7 protein-coding genes and 1 pseudogene are annotated in these 7,545 nt (G+C 36.8%); 4 read left to right on the plus strand and 4 right to left on the minus strand.

From position 1 onward, the window contains the following. Nucleotides 1-439: pseudogene (locus DB41_RS02010) on the plus strand (IS1634 family transposase); the annotation flags it as partial. 171 nt (nucleotides 440-610) lie between these two features. Here the strand turns inward: DB41_RS02010 and DB41_RS02015 are convergent. Next, nucleotides 611-1,030 carry a hypothetical protein gene (locus DB41_RS02015; RefSeq protein ID WP_039383771.1) on the minus strand — a complete coding sequence of 140 codons (420 nt, stop codon included), beginning with the start codon at nucleotides 1,028-1,030 and terminating at the stop codon, nucleotides 611-613. A gap of 282 nt (nucleotides 1,031-1,312) precedes the next feature. Here DB41_RS02015 and DB41_RS02020 point away from each other — a divergent pair, with 282 nt between their 5' ends. The 3 genes from DB41_RS02020 to DB41_RS02030 all read left to right on the plus strand — a co-directional run bounded on the left by DB41_RS02020 (nucleotide 1,313) and on the right by DB41_RS02030 (nucleotide 4,009). Continuing rightward, a complete protein-coding gene (locus DB41_RS02020) occupies nucleotides 1,313-2,512 on the plus strand; it encodes a D-alanyl-D-alanine carboxypeptidase family protein (protein ID WP_052243799.1) in 1,200 nt (399 codons plus the stop codon). A gap of 607 nt (nucleotides 2,513-3,119) precedes the next feature. After that, nucleotides 3,120-3,527, plus strand: a complete 408-nt coding sequence (locus DB41_RS02025; protein ID WP_039383763.1) for a hypothetical protein — start codon at nucleotides 3,120-3,122, stop codon at nucleotides 3,525-3,527. Nucleotides 3,528-3,595: 68 nt separating this feature from the next. After that, nucleotides 3,596-4,009, plus strand: coding sequence for a hypothetical protein (locus DB41_RS02030; protein WP_039383764.1), 414 nt, complete (start codon nucleotides 3,596-3,598; stop codon nucleotides 4,007-4,009). On the opposite strand, the gene rsmA is transcribed toward DB41_RS02030, so the two are convergent. From rsmA to DB41_RS02045, 3 genes are all read right to left on the minus strand, one after another. Continuing rightward, the gene (gene rsmA / locus DB41_RS02035; RefSeq protein WP_039383775.1) at nucleotides 3,993-4,841 is read right to left on the minus strand and encodes a 16S rRNA (adenine(1518)-N(6)/adenine(1519)-N(6))-dimethyltransferase RsmA; all 849 of its coding nucleotides are present in this window, start codon (nucleotides 4,839-4,841) and stop codon (nucleotides 3,993-3,995) included. The genes DB41_RS02030 and rsmA overlap by 17 nt on opposite strands. Nucleotides 4,842-4,943: 102 nt before the next feature. Next, nucleotides 4,944-6,026: a hypothetical protein gene (locus DB41_RS02040; RefSeq protein WP_052243800.1), complete on the minus strand. Its 1,083-nt coding sequence runs from the start codon at nucleotides 6,024-6,026 to the stop codon at nucleotides 4,944-4,946. Nucleotides 6,027-6,143: 117 nt separating this feature from the next. Then, a complete protein-coding gene (locus DB41_RS02045; RefSeq protein WP_039383768.1) occupies nucleotides 6,144-7,271 on the minus strand; it encodes an RsmB/NOP family class I SAM-dependent RNA methyltransferase in 1,128 nt (375 codons plus the stop codon). Between the last annotated feature and the right edge of the window lie 274 nt (nucleotides 7,272-7,545).

Raw genomic sequence — 7,545 nt, forward strand, 5'->3', positions numbered from 1 at the left:
TCTAGAAAAAATTAATGAAGATAAGCAATGGGATGGATTTTATGGAATTCAGATTTCAAAGCAGAGTATGAAAAAAGAAGAGAGCCTTTCTAGCTATCATCGGCTAAGGAAAATGGAAGAGTCTTTCCGCGTCATGAAACATTCTTTGGAAATTAGGTCCATCTACTTATCCAGCCCAGAAAAAGTCAGAGGACATATCGTGCTTTGTTTCCTTGCCTTTGTTATGCATCGTAATTTAGAGATCACCCTAATTAGAAAAGGAACAGATCATACTGCTGAAAAAATAAGGGAGGCTATTGGCGAATTAGAAGCTTCTCTATTAGAAGTAAATGGAAAGCCCATCTTGCTAAGAACACCAGCAAAAGGATTATCTAAAGAAATTCTTCAATCCTTAAAGCTTAAACATCCAGGGGAAATGGTAATAGATGGGCTGTTATAAATGAGCGTTACTTCAATGTAGTGTAGTGGCAATATTGCCATCTTTCGAAATAACGAACATTGATAATCAAAGTTTTAAGTCCAACAAGTGTCAAAGCCAGGAAAAATAGAGGCTACAGGCTTTTAATTTATTTAAATCTTTATAAAGCATCCTTCTAAAGGGAAAAGAATATTATCTAATTTTTTTTAAATATTCCTCGTTTTCTTGAATCTCATACAAAAACTTTTCCAATACTCGTAAAACAGTACGGGAAGTATTATATACACCTGCTGCGCTAAATATCAGTTCAAGTTTAGGACCTTCAGGATAATTTAAAGCAATTACAGTGTAAGTTAAAGGAATCTGATGAGCATTTTCAGGGACTATCCACACGACAAAATCTTCATTGATAAGAGTAAGTTTTCCGCTGGATTCTATCAATTGAAAGTAACGTGTAAGCGATTGATCTTTATTCCATGGGGAATGAAAGTAAAGCAATTTCATATGGTGTAAAAGCGATAGGTTAACAGGAATAAGCAATTCAGAAGAAGCTAAGGTAATATTTTTATAAAATTCTTTAAATTTTTCTTCTATTAGAGCTAAATTATGCATGGCCATACTCCTCCCTATTAAGGATAGAAGCTAAATTTTATTTTAATTTGCACTTCTATTCAGATGAACGGGTCTATTTAATAAGTGTTATCTTAAGCAAGTGGCGGGCCAACCTAATAAAAAGGATCAAAAAAGTTGAAAAATGGCTTTGAATTTAGAATTAGAAGAGTGTAAATTTGTAAAGCTGAAAGCTCTTAAGAGGTGGTAGGCTAAAGGTATAAGCGGGTAATCTGCTTTTTTAGAACTAACTTGCAACAAGTTAAGTGAAAAATAGGGAGGACTATGTTTTTGCAAAGATTGTGCTTAGGACTTTTGCTTTTTTTAGGAATAGGATCGCTTAGCGCAGAAAAGCTTGAGGTGAGCGTCGAATCAGAAGCGGCAATTTTAATTGATGTAACCAGTGGAGCTATCTTATATGAAAAAAATGCTCACACTCTTAACTATCCTGCTAGCATTACTAAGATAGCTACTACTCTTTATGCTCTTGATCAAAAAGGCCATCAACTTTCAGAAATTGTGACCGCAGATACAGAAGCTATTGCTTCAATTTCTGAGCAAGCTAAGAAAAAATCTAATTATACTACTCCTTCTCACTGGATTGAATATGCAAGTACCCATATTGGGATTAAAAAAGACGAAAAGTTCACCTTAAAAGAACTCTTATACGGCATAATGGTGGCTTCAGCCAATGATGCCGCGAATGTAGTGGCTCAACATGTGGCAGGAAATATTCCCCTGTTTATGCATGGTTTAAACGGATTTATCAAAAGTTTAGGTTGCCAAAATACGTATTTTACTAATCCTCATGGATTGCATCATCCTAAACATCAAACTACTCCTTATGACATGGCTCTCCTCACACGCGAGGCCATGAAGAATTCTATCTTTCGTGAACTCGCTGCCGCACCAAAATTTATTCGTCCCAAAACTAATAAACAAGAACCGGTTGTTATCTTGCAAAAGAATCGTTTATTACGTAGAGGAGACTACTATTATCCGCAGGCAATTGGGGTTAAAACAGGTTATACTTCCATTGCACGCCATACTTTAGTAGCAGCAGCAAAAAAGGATGGACGTGAGTTGCTAGCGGTCTTAATGAAGTGTAATGAGGGAGGGCAGATTTATCGAGATGCTATCCATCTTTTTGAAGCAGCATTTAATGAAGAACAAGAGGAAATGATCATCCTTGAGAAGGGACTTCAAAAATACATCTACTCTTTAAAAGGTGCTGACAGGCCTTTAAAAACTTTTATAAAATCCCCTTTAAGTTTTAAGTACTATCCTTCTGAAGAACCTGTAGTAAAATGCTATTTGCAATGGCATTCATTAAAATTACCTATTGTTAAAGGGCAACAAGTTGGCGAAGTTTACTTGCAAGTTAATGGCCAGCAGGTCGAAAAAGTAGCCCTGTATGCTGAACATGAGGTTCAACAAACCTGGATGGAATGGTTGAAAAGTATCTTTAAAATTACAAAGAAATAGATCTTTAGTTTTAATAAAATTTATTAAAGAGATAAATAAAGTTACTTATAAAAAGAAAAAAACTTTTCTTGCTAATAATGAGAAAATGAATGAGAATGTACTCTTTTAATTTATAAGATTAAGGACCAACTATAAGTTGTGAGCACGGGTTTCCTTATACCTAGCACCTTTCATAGCTTAAATCTTTGAAAACTAATCTTGGAAGAAGGGTACCTAGGATTTGTAAACAGGCCAAATGGAAAGGAAGACTTTATTGCTGTATTCAATTAGCCTGTTCTCCATTGACGACACCATTTAAAATAGGTAAGAGAGTTAGCGTGATAGCCCTGCTGGCTGCCATGCTAATGAACATGATAACAATAAATGCAGGAGAGATCTTTAGAAAAAGCGTATGCTTAAAGATTGAAATAAAGGCCTAGATATTATGTTCATACTTCCAGGCTATCTTCTTGCTTTGGTTCTTTGTCCAATAAATAATAGGGTAGCCTCTTAGAATATGATAATTTGCAGGAATCATTAACTCCGCTAAAGCTTTTCCTACCAAATAAGTTAGAAATAATGATAATAATAATGTAATTTGTTCCATCAAAAACTTAAAGGATTTTTTATGAATTTACCAGACACATTTACAGTAACTAATAAGAGCTTAAAGCCTTTTAGAAACGATTTTGGAAAAAAGATACCTAGTACTTATAAACAGGCCAACTGGAAAGGAAGACTTTACTGTTGTATTCAATTAGCATGTTCTCCATTGACGATACCCCTTAAAATAGTTAGCAGAGTTAACCAGATAGCAGGGTTGGCTACCGTGTTAATGCTCGCAATTATAAAACGCGCAGAACAGACCCTCAAGAGAAAACATACGGCTAAAAATTGGGATGGAGAGCGAAAGGTGGTGTTAGCACTTACAGACTGCCTTCTTGCTTTAGCCCTTTGCCCCATAACTATTGGAGCCTCTAGAATACGCTACTTTGTAGGAATCATTAACCCCGCTAAAGCTTTTCCTACCAAATAAGTTAGAAATAATAATAATAATAATAATAATAATGTAATTTATTCCATCAAAAACTTAAAGGATTTTTTATGAGTTTTGTATACCCATTTCCAGCAACTGCTAAGAGTTTAAAACCTTTCACAGACGATTTTGGAAGAAGAGTGCCTAGTACATATAAACAGGCCAACTGGAAAGGAAGACTTTACTGTTGTATTCAATTAGCGTGTTCTCCACTGACGGTCCCTCTTAAAATAGTTAAGAAAGCTGGCGAAATAGCCGTGACGGCTGTGTTGTTGATGGACATGCTTATAAAACGTGGAGAAGACTTCCTCAAGAAAAAGCCTGCACTTAAAGATTGGAAGGATGAGCGAGAAATGGCGTTAGCACTTACAGACTGCCTTCTTGCTTTAGCCCTTTGCCCCCTAACTATTGGAGCCTCTAGAATACGCTACTTTGTAGGAATCATTAACCCAACTAGAGCTTTTCCTAAACGCTATTATTAAGTTTTCGATATAGATGCATAAAATCTTCTAAAGAGAGCTCTTCAGGACGTGATTTTACATCGCGTCCAATTTGCAGCAGGGCTTGCGAGACAGCCTGGCTGCAATAGAGCTCTTTTAATGAGGTGCGCATCATTTTACGTCTTTGCCCAAAAGCTGTGCGGGTCATTTTAAAGAAATCCTCTTCGTTAGCAACGAAGGGTGGCTGATGTAGGTCTAAAGTGACTACTGCCGAATCTACATTAGGAATAGGATGAAAACAAGCTCTACGTACCATGAAGGCATAGCGGGGAGTAGAATAATAATTTAAGAAAACGGTAAAAGAACTATATTCGCTTGTGCCTGGCTGAGCTGTAAATCGGCGTGCCACTTCTTCTTGAACCATAACTACAACCTTAGAAACGTAGGGATAAAGCTTAACCAGTTGAATTAAGATAGGGGTTGTCAAATGATAAGGGAGATTGCCCACAATAATAGCTTTTTGCCCCGGTTTTAAAATTTCCAGTAATTTTTCCCCCAAAGGGAATTCCAATACATCTTCACAAAATATTTCTAATCTATTTGACTCTGTTTGTAAGCGCTGCAAGGCTTGAGCCATTACAGGATCTTTTTCTATCGTTAATAATTGAGAGCCATGCTTTATTATTTCTTCTGAGAGGCAGCCTGGCCCTGGACCAATTTCTACGACTAGATCATGAGGGGAGAGAGCCGCGTAAGCCACAATTTTGCGAGTAATGTTTCCATCGATAAGAAAGTTTTGAGAAAGACCCTTTTTAGGACTTACGCCCAATTTATTTAGGAAATGATGCAGTTCACTAGGGCGATATATAGGCATAATTTTAAATTTTCCTTCTCTATTGAAGCTTAACAGATTTTCAAGATAGGCGGATCTGTTTGCTTTGTAGGTCGCAAGCATTCCAGAATAATTATGCTAAAGCTAAATTTTAGAGCCCAGTATAAAGGGTTCAAAAGCAGCTTGATCAGTTTTAGGAGTATAAAAATCTTGTACAGAGAAACGTTTGCGAATTTTTTTTAGGTAAGCTTCAGTCTCTTGAGCAATAGCTTCCTCTATAAGTCTATCTTTAATTTTGAGTTCTACCTCTTTAAAGGTAGGCGTTCCACCTTTTATCCAATTTTTAAGCACAAAAATACGATAAAAAGAGCTGTTTTTATCTGCTCGATTTTTTTGAGCAATTGGCTGGCTATGTGAATGGGGTGTTAGCTTTGTTAAAATGGCTTTATAGGCTTCCGAGATGTCTTTTTCTGGTAAAGTATATTCTTCAGAGACATTAATTTGTGTGTTGTCAAAATGAGAGTTTGCTTTAACGTAAGTCGATAATTTTTCCAAAGCTATATGCTCGTTCAATGCCTGGTAAGTTAAATGAGCAGCTTCAGCGCTTCTAGCTGCATCCGGATCACGGATAGAGATAACATTATATTGCCAAGTATTTGGTTTGAGGTTGGCAGGATCATTAGCAAACTCCTCGTAAGCTAAACGAACAGCTTGAGGTGTTACTTTTTTTAATGCTTTGGCATTTACTCTTAAGTAAATCATCCTGCGGATAATAATGTCTCCCTGGACAATTTTTTGTGCTTCTTCATACGATAGACCAATTTTATCCAAATTGTTGATAATATGAGGTCCAAATAGGCTCTCCATTTCTTGGCGAATATCACCGTTGCTTACAAGAAGTTTATTCTCGCTAGCATCAGCTAATACTAATTCTTTATTAACCAATTCATCTAGCACATGCTTCCAATTAACTTTGTAAAATTGATAGCGTGCTTGAGTAGAGGAGGTGTAATCAGGAAATTCACGATAGAAAAGAACATCCATTTTTTTCATTACATCTAAAACAGAAATAGCTGTGCCATTCACCTTGGCTAAAATACGATTATTTACCACTAAAGCCGAGCTATCTTCTTTGCCTAAAAAAGCAGCGTTTCCCTCAGCTTGTAAAAGAGCGGCAAGACAACCATAGATTAGCGCAGAAAAAAATAAAATTTTTTGTTTCTTCATGATTTAAAAGGGGGTTGGTAATTAGTGAGGATTAATTCTATCATCTATGCCATCTATAAGATCTTAGCTGCAGAAAAAAGGCTTGTTAGATGGCCAACGGCTATCACTATAAACGATTTAAAACTTCAAAACAACTCCAAAAAAGCCATCCATTCCTCCAAGCGATGGAAAAGATTGAAATATTTGATTTTCTACCTTTAAATGATAGCTCTTAATGAAGTGTTTAAGTTGATATTCGTTTTCTTGGGATAAGAGGCTACACGTTCCATAAATAATACGGCCGTCCGGTTTCATAAAACTGAGAGCTTTTTCAAAAATTGTTCTTTGCTGGCCTATCAGCATCTTTAGCCCTTCTATTTCAAATCTCCATTTCATATCAGGATTGCGACGTAGCGTGCCTGTTCCCGAGCAAGGCGCATCCACCAGCACCCAATCCATTTTTTTCTTTAATTTTTTAAGTTTGGGATCGTTGGCTTGCATAATTTGCCCATTGTGGATGCCTGCGCGCTTCAAACGTTTTTTTGCTTGTTGCAAGGCATAAGAACGTATATCATGTAAGAAAATTTGTCCTTTATTTTGCATGGAAGGAGCCAAGGCTAAGGTTTTACCGCCAGAGCCTGCACAAAAATCCATCACTAGCTGACCTGGCTGGCATTGCACAAGATTGGCAAGGAGTTGGCTTCCTTCATCCTGCACTTCAAATAGGCCGGCTTGAAACTCTGGAATCGCAAGGAAGTTAATCCTTTGAAGAAAATTAATAGCATGGGAAGAAGCCAAACAGGAGCTAACCTCATATTTATCTTGCAAGAGCTCTAAAAGTTTATCACGGGTAGCCTTAAGGGTGTTTGCTCTTATAGTCGTCGGGGCAGGAGTATTGCTTATAAGGCATAATTCTGAAGCTCGCAAAGCCCCGTAACTTTCTACTAAAATATTATAAAGTGAATCTGGGAAGCTAACTCTTATAGCGGCAGGAATGCTTGGATTATTTTGATGGCTTTGCCAGTCAAAGTAAGGCAATAGAGCCACACGTTTGTTCCAGTCAGGAGACTCTTGAATTAAATAATCGATAAGGCGTATCCATCGAATTAAAAAATAGGCGTTTTCAGCGATAAAGGCGCGGTCTTTAGAGCCCAGAGCCTTATGAGAACGGAAATAGCTATTTATAAAGGCATCTAAAGGAAGGTTTTGCTCGTCATATGCACTAAGGAGCTGAAGAAGATGATAAGCACGAAAAGATTGTTTCATAAAACAAGGCTATATAAAAAAGTGGAAAAAGGTTAACCTTTTAAAGTATATTTTATCTGTATTTAATAATTTTAAAAAATTATAAGCTAAATCTTTATAAAGCGGCAAGGAGAAAAAATGCACACATGTTTCCTTCCTATTTGGAAGGGTAATTGAAAAGTTAGTGTCCCTTACCTAACTTCTCTATCTTTGCTGTCTGAAAAGATAATAAAATTTATAGAAGCGGCACAAAGTGCATGGCCTTGCTAGGATCACTTACGATTAGCTAGCTTTT

It is taken from the genome of Neochlamydia sp. TUME1, from assembly GCF_000813645.1.
Taxonomy (GTDB): Bacteria; Chlamydiota; Chlamydiia; order Chlamydiales; family Parachlamydiaceae; genus Neochlamydia.